General features: G+C 63.3%; 15 protein-coding genes. 5 read left to right on the top strand and 10 right to left on the bottom strand.

The annotated features are described in order from the left end of the window. Nucleotides 1-112: 112 nt before the first annotated feature. Nucleotides 113-1,039 carry an alpha/beta fold hydrolase gene (locus ACMGGN_RS07610; protein ID WP_115274586.1) on the top strand — a complete coding sequence of 309 codons (927 nt, stop codon included), beginning with the start codon at nt 113-115 and terminating at the stop codon, nt 1,037-1,039. Nucleotides 1,040-1,105: 66 nt separating this feature from the next. After that, nucleotides 1,106-1,531 carry a VOC family protein gene (locus ACMGGN_RS07615; protein ID WP_046785958.1) on the top strand — a complete coding sequence of 142 codons (426 nt, stop codon included), beginning with the start codon at nt 1,106-1,108 and terminating at the stop codon, nt 1,529-1,531. 125 nt (nt 1,532-1,656) lie between these two features. On the opposite strand, the gene ACMGGN_RS07620 is transcribed toward ACMGGN_RS07615, so the two are convergent. Continuing rightward, nucleotides 1,657-2,226, bottom strand: coding sequence for a hypothetical protein (locus ACMGGN_RS07620; RefSeq protein ID WP_115274587.1), 570 nt, complete (start codon nt 2,224-2,226; stop codon nt 1,657-1,659). A gap of 76 nt (nt 2,227-2,302) precedes the next feature. Next, a complete protein-coding gene (locus tag ACMGGN_RS07625; RefSeq protein WP_046785960.1) occupies nt 2,303-2,689 on the bottom strand; it encodes a VOC family protein in 387 nt (128 codons plus the stop codon). 187 nt (nt 2,690-2,876) lie between these two features. Here ACMGGN_RS07625 and ACMGGN_RS07630 point away from each other — a divergent pair, with 187 nt between their 5' ends. Next, nucleotides 2,877-3,782 carry a LysR family transcriptional regulator gene (locus ACMGGN_RS07630; protein WP_115275528.1) on the top strand — a complete coding sequence of 302 codons (906 nt, stop codon included), beginning with the start codon at nt 2,877-2,879 and terminating at the stop codon, nt 3,780-3,782. Nucleotides 3,783-3,819: 37 nt separating this feature from the next. On the opposite strand, the gene ACMGGN_RS07635 is transcribed toward ACMGGN_RS07630, so the two are convergent. From ACMGGN_RS07635 to ACMGGN_RS07645, 3 genes are read right to left on the bottom strand one after another with little or no spacing between them, the layout of a single operon-like run. Continuing rightward, entirely contained in the window at nt 3,820-4,236 is a 417-nt protein-coding gene (locus tag ACMGGN_RS07635; protein WP_012314810.1) for a RidA family protein, read from the bottom strand. Beyond that, complete coding sequence (locus ACMGGN_RS07640) at nt 4,236-5,555, bottom strand: flavin-containing monooxygenase (RefSeq protein ID WP_115274588.1); 1,320 nt, start codon at nt 5,553-5,555, stop codon at nt 4,236-4,238. The genes ACMGGN_RS07635 and ACMGGN_RS07640 overlap by 1 nt, the downstream gene beginning before the upstream one ends. 14 nt (nt 5,556-5,569) lie before the next feature. Beyond that, the gene (locus tag ACMGGN_RS07645; protein ID WP_144415454.1) at nt 5,570-5,803 is read right to left on the bottom strand and encodes a hypothetical protein; all 234 of its coding nucleotides are present in this window, start codon (nt 5,801-5,803) and stop codon (nt 5,570-5,572) included. Nucleotides 5,804-5,857: 54 nt separating this feature from the next. Here ACMGGN_RS07645 and ACMGGN_RS07650 point away from each other — a divergent pair, with 54 nt between their 5' ends. Beyond that, nucleotides 5,858-6,535, top strand: a complete 678-nt coding sequence (locus ACMGGN_RS07650; protein ID WP_012314808.1) for a DUF1028 domain-containing protein — start codon at nt 5,858-5,860, stop codon at nt 6,533-6,535. Then, the gene (argE, locus tag ACMGGN_RS07655; RefSeq protein ID WP_281869427.1) at nt 6,528-7,688 is read left to right on the top strand and encodes an acetylornithine deacetylase; all 1,161 of its coding nucleotides are present in this window, start codon (nt 6,528-6,530) and stop codon (nt 7,686-7,688) included. The genes ACMGGN_RS07650 and argE overlap by 8 nt, the downstream gene beginning before the upstream one ends. Nucleotides 7,689-7,716: 28 nt before the next feature. Here the strand turns inward: argE and ACMGGN_RS07660 are convergent, their stop codons facing one another. From ACMGGN_RS07660 to ACMGGN_RS07680, 5 genes are all read right to left on the bottom strand, one after another. Next, on the bottom strand, nt 7,717-8,985 hold the full coding sequence (locus ACMGGN_RS07660) for a carbohydrate porin (protein ID WP_046785963.1): 1,269 nt from the start codon (nt 8,983-8,985) through the stop codon (nt 7,717-7,719). A gap of 111 nt (nt 8,986-9,096) precedes the next feature. Beyond that, on the bottom strand, nt 9,097-11,514 hold the full coding sequence (locus ACMGGN_RS07665; protein ID WP_046785964.1) for a glucose/quinate/shikimate family membrane-bound PQQ-dependent dehydrogenase: 2,418 nt from the start codon (nt 11,512-11,514) through the stop codon (nt 9,097-9,099). 280 nt (nt 11,515-11,794) lie between these two features. Continuing rightward, a complete protein-coding gene (locus tag ACMGGN_RS07670; RefSeq protein ID WP_046785965.1) occupies nt 11,795-13,240 on the bottom strand; it encodes a curlin in 1,446 nt (481 codons plus the stop codon). Between the two features lie 16 nt (nt 13,241-13,256). After that, nucleotides 13,257-13,727 (bottom strand): curlin, encoded by a 471-nt coding sequence (locus ACMGGN_RS07675; RefSeq protein WP_046785966.1) that lies wholly within the window; start codon nt 13,725-13,727, stop codon nt 13,257-13,259. Between the two features lie 15 nt (nt 13,728-13,742). Next, complete coding sequence (locus ACMGGN_RS07680; protein WP_174141905.1) at nt 13,743-15,974, bottom strand: Ig-like domain-containing protein; 2,232 nt, start codon at nt 15,972-15,974, stop codon at nt 13,743-13,745. Nucleotides 15,975-15,986: the final 12 nt, after the last annotated feature.

Below are 15,986 nucleotides of genomic sequence, written 5' to 3' on the forward strand. Positions count from 1 at the left end.
CGCAAGGGTCGGTCTCGTGCATGCATGGGTCGGTAAGAGGCCAGCAGGGCAGGCCACGCTGCGAGATGGTGGGGTAAAGGCATGGCGCCAGTGTTCAGCGAAGGAGAGTGCGATGCGTTCGCTATGCAGTCCCAAGGATCATCTGCTTGACCTCGACGGTATTGAAATAGCGGTACGCACGTGGGGAGCCGAAGACGGTATACCGGTGCTGGCGTTGCACGGCTGGCTGGACAATGCCGCCTCGTTCGAGCGGCTGGGCCCGTTGCTCGATGGTTGCTTCGTGGTCGCCCCTGACCTGGTCGGTCACGGTCGCTCCGATCACCGGCGCCACGACAGCGGCTACTACCTGTGGGAGCATGCCGAGGACATGCTGGCGGTGGTCGAAAGCCTTGGGCTGGTGCGGTTTCATGTGCTAGCCCATGGCATGGGCACCGGCATTGCCTCGCTGCTGGCTGCCATGACCAGCGGCATCGCCAGTATGACCTTCCTCGACGGCATGGGAGCGCCGTTCACGGTTGCCGAGGATGATCGCGTGCAGCACCTGGCCCGTGCCTATCGGCTCAAGCGTATGGTGCAACGCAGCCAGTTGCACGGCTTTGCCGACGTTGCCGGGAGCCGCTTCGACGATCTGGAAACTGCCCTGGAGCAGCGACGCAAGCGTCTCGACGGCGAACTTGCCGACGACGCCGCACGGTTGCTGGCTATGCGTGACCTGCTGCAGTTGGCGCACGGCTACTGCTGGCGCCATGACCCACGGCTGGTGTTGCCCGAGCCGATGCCACTGACCGAGCGCGAGGCGTGTGACCTTCTCCGGGAAATCCGCTGCCCGCTTTACCTCATGCTGGGCAGGCAGGGGGCGTTTGTTGGCGGTGCCTTCGCGCAGCGCGAGGCTGCACTGCCCAGCCATGCCAGGGTGTCATGGCACCCCGGTGGGCATCACTTCCACTTGGAAGCGCCGGACCGAACAGTGGTCGAGCAGATACTGCGCACCCTGGCCCGCCATGATGCCGGCCTGCTGCAGCGCCTGGTGAACGAGTAGCGGGGGGATGCGCTGCTGGGCTATGGTGGCCGGGACCTCTGTGCAATCGCCTCAAGGAGCGCCGGCATGAGACCCTTCGCCATCAAGCACATCGACCACCTGGTGCTGCGCGTCAGCGACCTGCAGCGCAGCGTGGCCTTCTACCGTGACCTGCTGGGCTGCACGGTCAGCAGGGAGCGCGAGGACCTGGGGATGGTCCATTTGGCAACCGGTACGGCCATGATCGACCTGGTTACCCTCGATGGCCCGCTTGGGCGCCCCGGTGGTGCTGCACCCGGGGCTCAAGGGCGTAACCTTCACCACTTCTGTCTGCGTATAGAACCGTTCGATGAACAAGCGCTGACCGCCTACCTGCAAGCGGCCGGCGTGGCGGTGGAGCCTGCCCAGGTGCGCTATGGCGCCGAGGGCGAGGGGCTGTCGCTATACTGCTATGACCCCGATGGCAACCAGGTCGAGCTCAAAGGGCCAGTGCCAATGCAGCAGGGCGCATGACCGGGCTGTGAGGAAATGATATCCGCCGATGCTGACAACCTGGCTGTCCCGTACCAGCCGATTCTGCCTGGAATATTTTGCTGTCACTTTCGCCCTGCTTACCTGCGCTGCAAGCTTGAGAGCAATCAGTCGAAGTAACCACGCAGGGTAAAGGCATACCCGATATCCACGTCCTTGGCCTCACAGCGGCTTGAGCGCTTGGTCAACACGAATTCGAACGCTGGCTCGTACAGCCCCTCACGCACGACCGCGCCGCCCAGTACTTCGACGTCATACCAGCCGTTATCCAGCTCGATGATCGGCCGCCCCGGCACTTGGTAGCGGGCGAGCAGGTCACCGAGGGTCTTGTTGGTGAAATGCTGGAGGATGCGCCAGGTGTACACCATCACCGCACGGTTCTCGACCCGTAGCACATAACCGTCGCGTCGGTGTTTCAGGCGGCTGCCGGGCTCGAGCAAGGCGGGAGTGTCACCTTCGAGGGTGAAAATGATGTGGTAGGGCAGGTTGTCGATGCCGGCCAAGGGTATGACGATGCCTTCGCGCACGGCCCTGTCGCCGCTGTCGGTGTGGGTGAATTCGCTGGCCAGGTCATCGGGCAAGTCATTGTCGTGCTTGAAGCGGTCGAGCAACTGAATGTCCCCGACCAGAAAGTAATCGATCAGGTCGTTGAGCACTTCGCTGAATTCGTGGCGCATTGTTTTTCCTTGTTTTAGCGCACCGGGAATAGCGGCAACTTTAGCCAATGGCAGCCTGGCCTGCCATGGGCCAGGGTCAATGTTTCTGAGCGATCTGGATCAGGTTGCCGCAGGTATCGTCGAACACCGCGACGGTGACCGGGCCCAGGTCGGTGGGTTGTTTGGTGAACCTGACCCCGGCCTTGCACAAGCGCGTGTACTCGGCCTGAATGTCGCGCACGCCGAACGACGTCGCCGGGATACCGTCCTGGCGAAGCGCTGCCTTGTAGGTCTTGGCCGCTGGGTGGGCATCGGGCTCCAGTACCAGCTGAACGCCGTTGGGCTCGTTGGGAGAAGTGAGGGTCAGCCAGCGGTACTGGCCCATGGGGATGTCGTCCTTGGGCTCGAAACCCAGTACGTAGTGGTAGAAAGCCAAGGCCTTGGCCTGGTCGTCGACGAGGATGCTGGTGACAACGATTTTCATAGGCTCACACCGTTCCTGCGGCTGTTTACCTTCCAGTAAAGACGTTTTGCAGCCGGGCGTGGCAAAGCAAGAATATGTTCAAGCCATAGGCAAATCCTTCATCACCGCGCCGCCCGCCACTGCAACGGCACGGTAAAGTGGCAGGATAATTCAAAAGGGCGCCCCAACCGGCGCCAGAGAGGTGCCTGTGGCTTCCTATACCTTGCGACAACTCAAATACTTCGTCACCACCGTCGAGGCCGGCAGCGTCGCTGAGGCATCGCGCCAGTTGTACATCGCGCAGCCGTCCATTTCCACAGCGATCAAGAGCCTGGAAGAGAGCTTTGGCGTGCAGTTGTTCATCCGCCACCATGCCCAAGGTGTTTCGCTCACCCCCAGCGGCAAACGCTTCTACGCCAAGACCAAATCGTTGCTGCAGATGGCCCACGAGTTCGAGCAGAACGCGCTGGCCGACAACGATACCGTGGCCGGCCAGATCGATATTGGCTGCTTCGAAACCGTGGCCCCGTTGTACCTGCCACGCCTGATTGCCGGTTTTCGCGAACGCTACCCGGGCGTAGACATCCGCTTGCGCGACGGCGAGCAGCAGGAGCTGATCCAGGGCCTGACGGCGGGTACGTTCGACCTGGCGTTTCTCTACGATCATGACCTGGATGGCACCATCGAGGCTGAGCCGCTGATGCCTCCTCAAAAGCCCTACGTATTGCTTCCTGAAAAGCACCGCTTTGCCGGCCAGTCGCAGGTGTCACTGCGTGACTTGTGCCCGGAGCCGATGATCCTTCTGGATGTGGCGCCGAGCCGTACCTACTTTGTCAGCCTGTTCAACGAGATGGATCTTACGCCGAACATTGTCTTCAGTTCGCCGTCGATCGAGATGGTGCGCGGGATGGTGGGGCAGGGGTTCGGCTTTTCACTGCTGGTGACCCGGCCGCATTCAGAATGCACGTATGACGGGCAGAAGCTGGTGACGGTGGACATTGCCGAGCCGGTGGCGTTGTCGGGGTTGGCTGCGGCGCGTTTGAAGCGGGTGCAGTTGACCAAGCCGGCGCAGCTTTTCGTGGAGTTTTGCCGGGAAGAACTGGGCAGGATGTAGATGACCGGGGCGCAGCGCGCCCCAGCACCTCACTCAATCAAGCGTGATCCGGCACCACCGCAATCACATCGATTTCCATCAGCCATTCAGGCTGGGCCAGGCCCGCCACTACCAGCCCGGTGGAAATCGGGAACACGCCCTTGAGCCATTTGCCCACTTCTTTGTACACCGGCTCACGGAAGCGAGGGTCGGTGATGTAGGTGGTGGTCTTGACGATATGCGACAAGTCGGAGCCTGCTTCCTCAAGCAGTTGCTTGACGTTCTTCATCGCTTGCTCAGCCTGCGCCCGAGGGTCGCCCAGGCCCACCAGGCGGCCCTCGAAATCGGTGCCGACCTGGCCGCGCACATAGATGGTGTTGCCGGCGCGCACGGCTTGGCACAAGTCGTTGTCCAGGGTCTGGTTAGGGTAGGTGACCTTGGTGTTGAACATGCGGATGCGGGTATGGGTAGGCATCAGTGGGCTCCGAGGGTGCTGACGTTGCTGATCGAGGTAGTTTGCTGCTCATCCGCTTCACGCTGTTCGCGGTCGCGGTAGGCCAGGTAAGTGCGCTGGGTGGCGATGTGGCCGGCGACGTGCTTGGCGTCGTGCCAAACGCCCCAGATGAACGAGGAACCGCGGCGCGACAGCCAGGGCAGTCCGAGGAAGTACACACCCGGTTCGCGGGACACGCCGCGCTGGTGCTGGGGCTTGCCATTGGCATCGAAGGTGTCGACCTGCAGCCAACTGAAGTCCACGCCGTAGCCGGTGGCCCAGATGATGCTGGTGACATTGGCTTCGGTCAGGTCCAATTCCAGTAGCGGGTTGCTGACGCAAGCCGGGTCCGGCAGGCGCTTGCGTGCTTCGGGCTCTTGCGGCAGGTCCAGGCCGTTGCGTTCGACATAGGCATCGGCAGCGTCCAGCAAGGCCAGGTAGTTTTCGTCGCCGCGGCGGATGTTGTCGGCCAGGTTGTCCTGGAAGCGTGCAACACCGTTGTCGAACGATTGGGTCAGGCCGACCAGGGTCATGCCCTGATGGGCGAGGGCGCGGAAGTCTACGGTGTGGCCGCCACGGGCACCGCTGACGGCAATGGTCACGTGCTCGCGGCCTGGCTTGGCGATCTCGGCATCCCATTCGCCCAGCACGCCCAGCCACCAGCAGAAGTCGCGGTTGCGATAAGCCCGTGGCGGACGATCGTGGGCGCCGACCGACAGGTACACCTGGCGCCCGGCGCGCATCAGCTCTTCGGCGATCTGCACGCCGGAGGAGCCGGCACCTACCACCAGCACTGCGCCCTCAGGCAGTTGCCCGGGGTTGAAATAGGCGGCGGAGTGGATCTGGTGCAGGTGCTCGTCCTTGGGCGCGATGGCCGGGATGACCGGGCGCTGGAACGGGCCGGTGGCGGCCACCACACGGTTGGCGCGGATCACCCCCTCGTTGGTTTCGATGGTGAACCCGGGGCGGTCGGCATTGCGCACCACCTTCTTCACCTCGATGCCGGTGCGCACCGGCAGGTTGTACTTGCGTACGTATTGCTCGAAATAGTCGGCAACCTGGTCCTTGCCGGCGAAGGCGTCGGCGTCGAGGTTGAATTCAAGGCCGGGGAAGCGGTCATGCCAGGCCGGGCCATTGGCGACCAGCGAATCCCAGCGGCCAGTGCGCCAGGCCTCGGCGATACGCTTGCGCTCCAGCACCAGGTGCGGCACGCCGAGCTTGCTCAAGTGTTCGCTCATGGCCACGCCGGCCTGGCCGGCGCCGACGACGAGGGTGTCGATTTCGATTGTGTTCAGTGTCATGTCCGAGCCCTTGTTCAGGCGGTTTTTGTCAGGTCGGTTTGGAGGACCGCCGTTACCTGGGGCCAGACTAGGGATGCACGGAAAATCGCGAAATTAGTATTTAACGAGTACTTGCCGATAAAACGGCGAAGGCCTTGCTGCACAAGGGCTACAGGAAGGGTGGCAGGGGTTTCGGGCTGTTTTGCGTGGCTGTGCGCGGCCTTAGTTTTTTCCTGCTCAAGGCACAGGAAAAAGGTGGTTTCGCTCACTAAAAGGTTCTGCCCAGAATGCCTGCAATCGCCCAGAACAACAGGAGCCTTTTCATGACCTTCTCCATCATCGGACGCTGCCAGGAAACCGGCCAGGTCGGTATCGCCATCAGTTCGTCGAGCATCGCCGTAGGGGCGCGTTGCCCTTGGGTACGTGCAGGCGTCGGCGCCGTTGCCACCCAGAACATCACCTTGCCGGCGCTTGGCCCACAGATCCTCGATGCCTTGGAGCAGGGCCAGCTGCCGCCTGCGGCAGCGCTGGACCGGGTGCTCAGCGCCAATGGCTGGAGCGAGTACCGCCAGGTCACGGTGATCGACAGTAATGGCCAGGTGGCGCTGTTCACCGGCAAGCAGGCGTTGGGTGTGCACAACGCCGTGGCCGGTGAGCAATGCGCGGCGGCCGGTAACCTGTTGTCTTCGGTACAGGTCATCGAAGCCATGGTGCAAGCCTTCGAACAGGCCGGCGGGCACCTGGCTGATCGCCTGCTGGCGGCCATGCATGCGGCAATGGCTGCAGGTGGCGAGGCAGGCCCGGTGCACTCGGCGGCGCTGAAGATCGCGGGCGAGCTGACCTGGCCGCTGGTGGACCTGCGCGTGGACTGGGCCGATGAAAACCCGATCGGCGTGCTCGATGGTCTGTGGCAGGCGTACCGCCCGCAGATGCAGGACTACGTTACCCGCGCGCTTAACCCGACGACTGCACCGAGCTATGGGGTGCCGGGTGATGAGTGAGTTCACCAGCCGCGCCCTGTTGGCCCGGCTGATCGGCTATGCCACGGTCAGCCGCGACTCCAACCTGCAGCTGATCGGCTTCATCCGCGACTATCTGGCCGGACAGGGCGTGGACAGCGAACTGTTCCATAACCCTGAAGGCACCAAGGCCAACCTGTTCGCTACCATCGGCCCCGCTGATGTTGGCGGTGTGGTGCTGTCCGGGCATACCGATGTGGTGCCGGTGGATGGCCAGGCCTGGACGGTCGAACCGTTTGCCCTGAGTGAACGCGATGGGCGCCTGTATGGCCGTGGTACGGCGGACATGAAAGGTTTCATTGCCTCGGTGTTGGCGGCAGTACCCGCATTTCTTGCGCAGCCGCTGCGCATGCCGGTGCATTTGGCGTTTTCCTATGACGAGGAAGTGGGTTGCCTGGGTGTGCGCTCGATGCTCGCCGCGCTCGAACAGCGGCCTGACAAACCGCGGCTTTGCCTGATTGGCGAGCCTACCGAGCTAAAACCGGTGCTCGGCCACAAAGGCAAGCTGGCCATGCGTTGCCAGGTGCACGGCGCGGCGTGCCATTCGGCCTATGCGCCGTATGGTGTGAATGCCATCGAATATGCCGCCAGGCTGATCGGCAAACTGGGCGAGATTGGTGACGCGCTGGCGCTGCCCGAACAGCACGACAAGCGCTTTGATCCGCCGTTCTCGACGGTGCAGACAGGCACCATCAAGGGCGGCAGGGCGCTGAATATCGTGCCCGAAGAATGTGCATTCGACTTTGAGGTGCGCGCCTTGCCAGGCTTTGAAGCGCAGACGGTGGCCGATCAGTTGCAGGCCTATGCCGAGGCCGAATTGTTGCCGCGCATGCGCAGCGTGAACGCGGCCAGTGCCATTCATCTGGCACCTTTGAGTGCATATCCTGGGTTGGCCACACCTGCCGACAGCGAGGCGGCGCGGTTGGTGGCATTGCTCAGCGGGTCGGATGAATTCGGTACGGTGGCGTTCGGCACCGAAGGCGGGTTGTTCGATCAGGCAGGCATCCCCACCGTGGTGTGTGGCCCGGGTAGCATGGAGCAGGGGCACAAGCCGGATGAGTTTGTCAGTGTCGAGCAGTTGCAGGGGTGTGATGCGATGCTGTCGAGGCTGGTGGATTACCTCAGGCAGGATTGAAAAGGGGCCGCACAGCGGCCCCGGGGGATCAGAAGGTCGCTTTGACCTGTAGCCCCACCACCAGCGCATTGTCGATGTCCTGGCCGGAGAAGGCACCAGGCTCGATGATGTACTGCACATCCGGGCGCAGGTTCAGCCACGGCGTCGCCTGGTAGCCGTAGCTCAGTTCGATCAATTGCTCGGCGCTGTCGATGTCCGGGAACTGCTGCCCGGCATCGAACGCGGCATCTTCCAGCACGTCACGGCTGCGCGGGTTCGGCACGGCGCGGCCATAACCCAGCGCCACGGTGTCACGCGGGCGGCCTTCGAACGGCTTGTACAGCACCACGCCGGCGCCATACCACTTGGTGAACGGCGAGGCTGCTTTGCTCGACGCCGAGTACTGGCCGAAAGCATGCAGGCTGCGGCCCGGCAAACCGGCATCGTTCCACACCGCCTGGTCGATCAGCAGGTAATGGCCGCCACGGCCGGACACTTCGTCGTCACTGCCAATGCGTTTGACGTCGGAGCTGTCGTAGTAGTAGCCCAGCTTGTATTCACCCGGCAATTCACCCTGCAGCTTGTAGATCAGCTCGACCGGCACCACGGTGCCTGTGGTGTGCTTGGGCCCCAGGTGCCAGGCGCGGCTGGAGTTGCCGTTGCTTTCGGGGTCGACGTTGAACGCCGCCACGCGCAACTGCCAAGATGGCGACAGGTCGTACTTCACGCGCACGCCCAGGTGGGCGTTGGGGTAGTTGGCCCAACCGCTGCCACCCGACATGTTCAGCGGGTGACCGCAGAAGCCGGCGTTCATGAAGTTGCACAGGATGCCGCTGTCCAGGCCGCCGAGGTCGTTGCCCATGGCCATGTAGCCGAGCTTGACGTTGAGTGCCGGGGTGAACAGGGTGCGCTCGTAGCTCAGTTCGGTCAGGCGGGTGTACAGGCCGCCGTAGTTTTCCTGGATCGGCAGGCGGTTGCCCACCAGGTCTTCCGAGGCGCTGTTGCCGCGACGGTCGTTTATGGTCAGTTGGACCTTGCCGCCGTTATCCAGGCCATACAGTTTCGACAGGTCGAACTGCACGCCGAACTTGAGGTTCTGCGAATAGCGCGCCGAGCGGTGCAGGCCACCGTGGGCGTTGTACGCGGTCTCGCCGCTGTAGTCGCCAGTGACCTTGATGCCGTCTTCTTCAAGCTGGTGGCGCAGGCCGCCCCAGTCACCGGTCATGGTGCTGCGCGTCATGAGGTCGCCGTCGGCCAGGGCGGTGGTGCTGGCCAGGGCCAGCAGAAGGGGGGAGGTGATGCGAATAGCGGATGGCATTGCGGGGTCTCGAATTGATCTTTCAGGGCCTCATCGCCAGCAAGCCGGCCCCCACAAGGTCTTTCAACGAACCTGTGGGGGCCGGCTTGCCGGCGATGAAAGCGACGCGGTTTACGGCAGTGCGTAAGAAATCACGTAGTCGCCACGGTCAGTCGACTGGCGGGCGCCGCCGGCAGTGACTACCACGTACTGCTTGCCAGTCTTGGGCGAGACATAGGTCATCGGGCCACCCTGGCTGCCGACTGGCAGGCGGGCTTTCCAGATCTCGTTACCGTTGCTGCTGTCATAAGCGCGCAGGTAGAAGTCCTGGGTGCCGGCGATGAACACCAGGCCGCCTTGGGTCGACAGCGTGCCGCCCAGGGTTGGCAGGCCGATCTTGATCGGCAGGTGCATGCGGATACCCAGCGGGCCGGTATCTTCGACGGTGCCGACCGGTACCTGCCAAGCCACCTGGCGGGTCTTCATGTCGATGGCGGTCAGGGTGCCGAACGGTGGTGCCTGGCAAGGGATGCCGGCGACCGACAGGAAGCGGTTCTTGTTCACCGCATAAGGGGTGCCTTTGAGCGGTACGGCGCCCATGCCGGTGTTCAGCGCTTCACCACCGCCAGCGGCCTGGCCTTTGTTCTGCGACGGGATCATCTGGATCCACAGGCCCAGGCGCATATCGTTGACGAAGATGAAACCATGGACCGGGTCGGTGGAAATGCTGCCCCAGTTCATGCCACCCAGCGAACCGGGGAAGCTCAGCGACAGGTCGGTGCCCGGTGCGGTGTACAGGCCGTCGTAGCGCATCTTCTTGAAGTCGATACGGCACAGCAGCTGGTCATATGGCGTGGCGCCCCACATGTCCGACTCGGTCAGGGTCTGTGCGCCGATCTGTGGCATGCCCACCGATTTAGGCTGGGTCGGGGAGTACGGCTCGTTCGGGATGTTGCTTGGCTTGACCGGAACTTCGTCAACCTGGGTAAGCGGCTTGCCGGTGGCGCGGTCGAGCACGTAGATCTGCCCGGCCTTGGTGCCGATCACCACCGCAGGTACCGACTTGCCGTCGTCCTTGGTGAAATCGATCAGGCTTGGCTGCATCGGCAGGTCGAAGTCCCACAGGTCGTTGTGCACGGTCTGGAACACCCACTTTTCGTTGCCGGTGGTGGCGTCCAGGGCCAGCACCGAAGCGCCGTAGGTGTGGTCCAGCTTGCTGCGCTCGACACCGTAGATGTCGGTGGACGAGGAGCCCATCGGCAGGAACACGGTGTTCATCGCCGGGTCGTAGGACATCGGCGCCCAGCTGTTCGGGGTGCTGCGCACATAGGTGCTGCCGTCGGCCGGAGCGTTGCGGTCTTGCGGGTTGCCCGGGTCGAACGCCCAGCGCATGGCACCGGTGAACACGTCGAAGCCACGGATCACGCCGCCTGGCATGTCGGTCTGGACATTGTCGGCGACACGGCCGCCTACCACCACGGTGGTACCGGCCATCAGCGGTGCGGACGACAGCTGGTAGTAGGAGTTCGGTACGTCACCCAGGCCGGCCATCAGGTTGACCTGGCCATTGTTGCCGAAGCCTTGGCAGAACTCACCAGTGTCGGCGTCGACTGCGATCAGCCGGCCGTCGATGGTGTTGGTCAGCAGGCGACGCTGGCAGTTGGCGCCAGCCGGTACGCTACCGACGGTTACCGGCGAGCTGTTTGGCTGAGTTGGCTGGGCCACTGGCGCGGTAGCGTCGAAGTAGGCCATGCCACGGCAACGCTGCCACACTTTGGACTGGGCGTTGATCTCGTTTTTCCACAGCTCTTTGCCGGTGTCGGCATCGAGGGCGATCAGGTTGTTGTGCGGGGTGCAGATGAACACCTTGTTGCCAACCTGCAACGGGGTCAGCTGGTCTTCGGCACCGTTGCCATCGCTGACGGCGACGTCACCTGTGCGGTAGGTCCAGGCGACCTTGAGCTTGTCGACGTTGTCGCGGTTGATCTGGTCCAGTGCAGCGAAGCGGCTGCCACCTTCGGTATTGCCATAGTGGGCCCAGTCCTTCTGCTCCTTGCCGGCTTCGACCGGGGTCATGCCCGGGCCTTTGCCGGTAGGCGCGACGCTTGGATGGGCAACGAACATGTTGCCCGCAGCGATCACCAGCACCACGGCCAGCACGCCGGCGATGCCGTAGGCACCACGGCCAGTGCTACCGCCATTGGCACGTACCAGCTGCGGGTAGACGAGCGCCACCACCATGCCGATAGCACCGAACATGAACAGGCGCGAGAACAGCGGCCAGAACACCAGGCCGGCGTCGATCAGTGCCCACAGTGCGGTGCCGATCAGGAATGCAGCGTACAGCCAGGCACCGGCTTTCTTGCGTCGGGCAATGAGTACGCCGGCGATGGCCATGGCCAGGCCGCCGATCAGGAAGTACCAAGAGCCGCCAAGGCCCGCGAGCTTGACGCCGCCGGCAGCCAGGAGGAGGCCGAGCAGGGCGATGATCACGCCCAAGCCGACCAGGATGATGTTTGTGGCGCCAGAGGCGCGCGGTGTTTCGTTCATGCCAGGGATCTCAGCAGGTGGAATGTGCGCAGTTTAAGCCCTTAGCAAGCTAATTAACAAGTTGGTACATAATGTTCTGAGTCTGATTGTCGCAGGCTTGAACTTGCGGGGTTGTCGCGAAAAGTCTAGATCAGGCAGCGAAAAGTGCATAAAAGGTTGTTGCAGCCGGCAGTCAAAAACATCCGCGTCCCGATAACCTGGCGCCCCGATAGCGTGTGGAGCACAAAAAAAGGAACCGCAACGCCAGGGAGAGAAGCGCTGCGGTTCAAGGGGGAGCTGCTTAGCGCTGGGTGGCGGTGGCCGTGTTGCCGTTGCCCATCTGGGTGATGGTGGCGGCCTGGTTGGCCCCGCTCTGGTCGACGAACGCCATGTTGCCGGCGCCGCCCTGGGTCACGTAGGCGACGTTGGCGGTATCGGCCTGCTTGATGGTGGCGCTGTTGCCACTGCCGTACAGCTGGGTGGTGAAGCTCTGGTTGGCGTAGCCGGACTGGTCCAGGGTGATGGTGTTGCCGGTGCCGGTGGTGTCGCCGGTGGCATAGTTGTCGATGCCGCGCTGGTCAGCGATCAGGATGTTGTCGGTGCCGTTCTGCTCGAAGTACAGCTCGTTGTTGCTGTCGGCCTGCTTGGTTTCCATCGAGTTGTTGGTGCCTTTCTGGCCCAGGGTGGCCAGTTGCAAGGTACCGTTCTGGGTCAGGTTGACGCTGTTTTCCGTGCCTCTCTGGTTGATCACGGCGGTCTGGTCGCTGCCGAACTGCCCGCCAAGTTTCTCGCCTTTCCAGTTGCTGGCCATGACCTTGTTACCGGTACCTTGAGTGGTCACGGTCAGGCTCTGGTTGTCGCCGGTCTGGTAGGTGAAGTGCAGGTTGCTGGTGCCGGTCTGGGAGATGCTGGTGGTCGAGTTGGTGGTCTCGAACTGATCGGACCAGCTGGCGTTGGACTTGCCTTGTTGATACAGGCTGGCAGTGTTGTCCTGGCCCAGGCTCTGGTCGATGTAGCCTTCGTTGAGCTGGCCATTCTGGTTGACGGTGGCCTGGCTGCCGACTTGAGTGTCCTGCCAGACTTCCACCGAGTTGCCCGTGCCGTTCTGATCGATGCCTATGAGGCCGCCGGTGCCGTCGCGCTGGTCGCCATAGGCCCAGTTCTGCTTGCCTTGCTGGTAGATCTCGATATTGCCGTCGTTGTGCGTCAGGTGTTCGGCAGCGGCATAGTTGTCCTGGCCGTCCTGGTTCACCAGGCTCTTGTTGTTGCTGCCGCCGAACAGCTGTTCGACGAAGGCTTCGTTGCGCTGGCCGCTCTGCTGGGTGGTGGCCTGGCTGCCCAGCTGGGTATCCTGCCACACGGTCGAGCGGTTCTCGGCGCCTTGTTGCATCTGCAGCGCCTGGTTGTTTTCACCCAACGACTGGCTGGCGAAGGCGTCGTTGTAGGTGCCCTCGGCTTGCTGGGTGATCTGGCTGCCATTTTCGACCAACTGCTCGGCGTAGCCGGCGTTGTACGAGCCACTGGCGGTCTGGTCGATGTAGCTGGTGCTGGTGTCCTGCACCGCCAGGTGGTTGTGGCCCTTGCCGGTCTGGTTCTGGGTGGCGGCGGCGAAGGGCGCGACGGTCTGGCTGACTTCGGCGATGTTCTGGTTGCCGGTCTGCGACTGGGTCGAGGTGCTGTCGTCCGCCATGACCTGGCCGGCCACGGCCAGGAGGATAGCGGCACTTAGGGGAGCGAGCTTGAACATGGTGGTGCCTCCAGGTCTATCGGTATTGAGTGATCTGAACATGCTGGCCATTGCCGGCCTGGGTCACGGAACTGTTCAGGCCCGAGCCGGCTTGCACAATGCTGGCGCTGTTGTCGTTGCCGATCTGCTCGATGCTGGCGTTGTTGCTGGTGCCGCTCTGGCGGATCGACGCGCTGTTGCCATTTCCCTGTTGGCTGATGCTGGCCATCAGGTCACTACCTTCTTGCAGGATGTACGCTTCCTGTGCGCCCCCGGCCTGGACGATGCGGCCCAGCAGGGCCTGGCCGTTCTGGTCGAGGGCGGCGCGGTTGCCCGAACCCAGCTGCTCGATCACCGCCACCTGGCCGGCACCTGCCGGTAACAGGCGGATGATCACCGGGTCACCGAGGTCGCTGCCGGCGGCAAGGTCGGCGTTGTCCATCAGGTCGTCGGCCTGAGCCTGACCCGCCAGGGCCAGGCTCAGCAGCAGTGGGTGAAGGCGTTTCATGACGTTCTCCTGGCCTTAGCGCACAACGACGTTGATGGTGCGTGTGGTGCCTTGGCTGCTGGTTACGGTTGCCGTAGGCGCGGCAGTCGGGATCATCGTGGTGCTGTTGCCCACTGCCAGGCGCCAGCGTCCGGTTATCGGTACCGTGACGGTGCCGAGGGTCTGCTCACCCGTGGTGGTGGTCACGCGCACGGTGACGGTGTTGCCGGTGGTGACCGACGAGGTGCCGCTGATGTCCCAGTTGAAACGGTTATTGGAGCGCGCCGTGACCGTTGCCGCGGTGACCGCAAAGGTTTCTGCGGCCGGGCGTGGCGACACGTTGACGGTGATGGTGCCGGGGTTGGAAAGCGAACCGAGCGAGTCACGCACCTGGAAGGTGAAGGTGGTGGTGAACGCTGTGGTGACCGTCGCCGGTGGCGTGTAGGTCACCGTGCTGCCGTCGGTGCTGACCGTACCGCGGCCGGCAGCGGGTTGCGTGACGTTGTCGACCACCAGTGGTGCGTTGCCTTCCGGGTCGGCGGCGCCTGCCAGTACGTTGATGCTCAGGGGTACGCCCAGTGTCGCGACGGTCTGGGCTGCCACGGTTGGCGGCTGGTTCGGTGCAACGTTCACGGTCACGGTGGCCGGTGTGGACTTCAGGCCCTTGGCGTCCACCGCCTGATAGCTGAAGGTGGCGACCAGGGGTTGTGTGGCGCCGGCTGGCGGGGTGTAGGTGACCGACGTGGTGCCGTTTAGCACAACACCGCCAAGGCCGGTACCCGGTTGGGTCAGGTCGCTGATGGTCAGCGGTACGTCACCGTCCGGATCGCTGTCGTTCTGCAACAGGTTGAGGGTCAGCGGTACACCGACGCTGGTACTGCCGGAATCGGCCTGGGCCAGCGGCGCCTGGTTTTCGGCTTCGATCGGTGCGTTGCCGACCACGATCACCGGCTCCTCATCGCTGCCGCCATGGGCGGACTTGATGGTGACAGTGGCTGGCGGCTGGCTGAGGTCGTTGACGGTCAGGCTCTGCAGGGTGCCGGATTTGGACAGGCGGCCGTAGCCTTGGGCAACCAGGTCGGGGACTACCACCTCGTCGCTGGAGCGTGCTTCGATCACCAGGCGCTTGTTGGTCCAGTCGTAGCGGGCAGTGTCCACTTTCACCACATCTGTCAGCTTGCTCGACAGTGAAGTAGGGCGGGTGCCGCCGGTAGCCGTGCTGCCGGTGACCACCACTACCGGCGGCGGCGCGGTCTGGCTCAACTGCTGGGTGAAGAACAGCCCGTTGTTATCCGCAAGCAGGCTGAACTGGCAGGGCGAGGGTGGAGTCCCGACCAGGGCCAGGCCATTGCGCATGCATACATCAGCATCGTTCGGCGCCTTGGCGAAGACTTCGACCCGGGTGCCGGCGCCGTTGCGCGAGTAGGTGGCGCGCTCCAGGGTTACCGGCGTTTGCGCACGCTGGTCAAGCACCTTGCCCGACACCGTGAACACATTGGTCTGGATGGCCCCGGCTGGCCCTTCGATGCGCACGAAGTTGGTATTGAACGGGCTACCGGTCACCGCTTCGGTGAGGTTCGGATCGCCGATGAAGGTTTCGCTGGCTCCCGTGTCCGGGTTGACTTCGGTATAGGGGCCACCGACCCCGCGCAGCCACGGCCCGATGTTGCCGTTGAGCGCTCCGCTGAAGTCGCCCGGGGCGCCGATGCCGATGTCGCGGGTGACGTTGATCGCCCGCCGACCGGCTGCGGTCACGTTGATCGTTTCTACACCGTAAGGGTGGGTGATGACATAGGTGCCGGTCGTCGGTACCGAGGCGCGGATACGGATGCGGGCAAAGCTTTGCTGGTCACCGTCTACCGGGTTTTCTGCGGCGAAAGCGGCTTCTATGCCTGCTACGTAGACTTCCAGTTCATAACCACTGTTGCCCACCTGCGGGATCGAGGTTTCAGCCAGGAACCAGAACATCTCTGGGGGCCAGTTGTCGGGGAATACCAGTGGCAGTGCGTCGTCGTAAACGCCCGGCTCAGGCAGCAGGGTGCACATGTAAGCCGGTGCGCCCGGCGCACCAGGGAACCGGGTGCTGGTAGCGCGCGACTGGCACAGCTCCAGGGACAGGTTGTCGGTGTCCTTGTACCACATCGGGTATCCACCGGTGGCAAAGGTGTAGGGGCCCGGATCGACCTCCGACAGTGCGGCCCAGGCCGCGCTGGTCACAGTGAGGGAGAAACCGGCGGCCAACAGCGCACGGCGTTGCCAAGTGTTCATGCTGCCTCCTTG

This window comes from Pseudomonas sp. BNK-30, from assembly GCF_047456185.1.
GTDB lineage: Bacteria > Pseudomonadota > Gammaproteobacteria > Pseudomonadales > Pseudomonadaceae > Aquipseudomonas > Aquipseudomonas putida_E.

Excerpts from the sequence above, each read along its gene's own strand:
- ACMGGN_RS07620 (WP_115274587.1), bottom strand. The coding sequence starts at position 2,226 with ATGCGCCACGAATTCAGCGAAGTGCTCAACGACCTGATCGATTACTTT.
- ACMGGN_RS07625 (WP_046785960.1), bottom strand. The coding sequence starts at position 2,689 with ATGAAAATCGTTGTCACCAGCATCCTCGTCGACGACCAGGCCAAGGCC.
- argE (WP_281869427.1), top strand. The coding sequence starts at position 6,528 with ATGAGTGAGTTCACCAGCCGCGCCCTGTTGGCCCGGCTGATCGGCTAT.
- ACMGGN_RS07610 (WP_115274586.1), top strand. The coding sequence starts at position 113 with ATGCGTTCGCTATGCAGTCCCAAGGATCATCTGCTTGACCTCGACGGT.
- ACMGGN_RS07650 (WP_012314808.1), top strand. The coding sequence starts at position 5,858 with ATGACCTTCTCCATCATCGGACGCTGCCAGGAAACCGGCCAGGTCGGT.
- ACMGGN_RS07675 (WP_046785966.1), bottom strand. The coding sequence starts at position 13,727 with ATGAAACGCCTTCACCCACTGCTGCTGAGCCTGGCCCTGGCGGGTCAG.
- ACMGGN_RS07660 (WP_046785963.1), bottom strand. The coding sequence starts at position 8,985 with ATGCCATCCGCTATTCGCATCACCTCCCCCCTTCTGCTGGCCCTGGCC.
- ACMGGN_RS07665 (WP_046785964.1), bottom strand. The coding sequence starts at position 11,514 with ATGAACGAAACACCGCGCGCCTCTGGCGCCACAAACATCATCCTGGTC.
- ACMGGN_RS07680 (WP_174141905.1), bottom strand. The coding sequence starts at position 15,974 with ATGAACACTTGGCAACGCCGTGCGCTGTTGGCCGCCGGTTTCTCCCTC.
- ACMGGN_RS07670 (WP_046785965.1), bottom strand. The coding sequence starts at position 13,240 with ATGTTCAAGCTCGCTCCCCTAAGTGCCGCTATCCTCCTGGCCGTGGCC.
- ACMGGN_RS07640 (WP_115274588.1), bottom strand. The coding sequence starts at position 5,555 with ATGACACTGAACACAATCGAAATCGACACCCTCGTCGTCGGCGCCGGC.
- ACMGGN_RS07635 (WP_012314810.1), bottom strand. The coding sequence starts at position 4,236 with ATGCCTACCCATACCCGCATCCGCATGTTCAACACCAAGGTCACCTAC.
- ACMGGN_RS07615 (WP_046785958.1), top strand. The coding sequence starts at position 1,106 with ATGAGACCCTTCGCCATCAAGCACATCGACCACCTGGTGCTGCGCGTC.